This window comes from Paractinoplanes deccanensis, from assembly GCF_016862115.1.
GTDB lineage: Bacteria > Actinomycetota > Actinomycetes > Mycobacteriales > Micromonosporaceae > Actinoplanes > Actinoplanes deccanensis.
Map to the genome: position 1 here is coordinate 1 of NZ_BOMI01000234.1, position 1,992 is coordinate 1,992.

General features: G+C 78.7%; 1 protein-coding gene. It reads right to left on the minus strand.

From position 1 onward, the window contains the following. Window positions 1-1,992: beta-ketoacyl reductase (locus tag Ade02nite_RS48775; protein WP_203778286.1), on the minus strand; the 1,992-nt coding region annotated here is incomplete at both ends.

Consider the following 1,992-nt stretch of genomic DNA (forward strand, 5'->3'; position numbering starts at 1 on the left):
CCGCGTCGAAACCCGCCACGTCGTCGAGGAACCCACCCTCCCGGACGTACGAGGTGCCGGGCCGGCTGCGTCGCGGGTCGTAGAGGGCGCCGAGGTCCCAGCCGCGGTCCTCGGGGAAGGTGCTCAGCGCGTCGGTCCCGTCGTCGAGCAGCCGCCACAGGTCCTCCGGCGAGCGCACGCCACCGGGGAACCGGCAGGCCATGCCGACGATGACGATCGGGTCGCCCGGCTCGACGGCGTGCGCGGCGACGCCCGGCACCGGGTCCGCGTCCCGGCCGCCACCCAGCTCCGCGCCCAGGTGCTCGGCGAGGCGGGCCGGCGTGGGGTGATCGAACACCAGGGAGCTCGGCAGCGCGAGCCCGGTGGCGCCGGCGAGCCGGTTGCGCAGCTCGACAGCGGTGAGCGAGTCGAAGCCGAGATCCCGGAAGGCCCGGGACGACGGGACCGCGTCCGGGCTGTCGTGGCCGAGCACCGCGGCCGACTCGCCGCGCACGAGGGCGAGCAGCGCGCGGGCGTCGCGCGGCGCCGGGCCGGACGGCGCGGCGCGGCGCATCCCCTGCACGGCCGGCAGGTCTCGCAGCAGCGGCAGGACCGGCGCGGCGGTGAACCGGGACCAGTCGGCGTCGAGGACGGTCACCGCGGTGTCGTCCTGCTCCCACGCCTGGCGCAGCGCGGTGAGCGCCGTCCGCGGGGCGAGCGGCGTGATCCCGGTGCGGCGGTGGCGGCGCTCGGCCGCCGCGCTCGCGGCCATGCCGGCGCCCGCCCACGGCCCCCAGGCGATCGAGGTGGCCGGCCGGCCCGCGGCCCGGCGGCGGTGCGCGATCGCGTCGAGGACAGCGTTGGCGGCGGCGTAGGCGGCCTGCCCGGCCGCGCCGATGGTGGCGGCGGCCGAGGAGAACAGGACGAACGCGTCCAGGTCGCGGCCGGCGGTCAGCTCGTCGAGGTGCCGGGCGCCGAGCGCCTTGGACCGGACGACGGCGGCGAACCGCTCGGCGGTGAGACCGTCGATCGTGCCGTCGTCCAGGATCCCGGCCGCGTGCACCACGGCGGCGAGGTCGCCGATCCGCCCGATCACCTCGGCCAGCCGTGCGCGGTCGGTGACGTCGCAGGCTTCGAGGGTGACCCGGGTGCCGCTCGCGGTCAGCCGGTCGCGAAGCTCCGCCGCGCCGGGCGCCCCGGCCCCGCGGCGGCTCAGGAGGACCACGTGCTCGAAGCCCTCCGCCGCGGCCCAGTGGGCGAGGTGCGCCCCGAGCGCGCCCGTGCCGCCGGTGATCAGGATGGTGCCGTGCGGCCGGAACGGGCGCCTGCGCCGGCCGACCGGCGCCGGCACGAGGCGGCGCGCGTACGCCTGGCCCCGCCGGACGGCGATCTGGCGCTCGCCGGTGGCCACGGCTTCGGCGAGGGCGTCGGCCTGCGCGGCGTCGCACTCGGCCGGCAGGTCGGCCAGACCGCCCCAGCGGGCGGGTTCCTCGATCGCGGCCACCTGGCCCAGGCCCCAGACCTGCGCCTGGTCCGGGGCGGTCAGGTCGTCGCCGCGGACCGCGACCGCGCCCCGGGTCACGCACCAGAGGGGGCCGGGCGCGCCGGTCCTGAGCAGCTCCAGCGTGTGCTCCGCTCCCCCGTCGTCCCACGACAGCAGCGACATGACGCCGGTCGCGGCGGGCTCGCCGCTCAGCTGCTCCGGCGTCACCCGGCGCACCTGGGCGCCGCGCTCGGCCAGCGCCCGCTCGACGAGGTCGTGCGCGGGATCGGGCGCGCCGGTGACGAGCAGCCAGGAGCCGTCCAGGCGGGCGGCCGGCGCGGGGTCGAGCCGGCTCCAGTCGATCCGGTAGCGGTTGGTGCCGGTCTCGGCGTCGAGCCAGTAGCGCTGGTGCTGGAAGGGGTAGGTGGGCAGGTCCAGCGTGCTCGGCCGGGCGCGGCCGGCGACCGCGGCCCAGTCGATCGGCGCGCCGGCGACGTGCAGCCGCGCCAGCGCCGCCAGCAAAGTGTCGG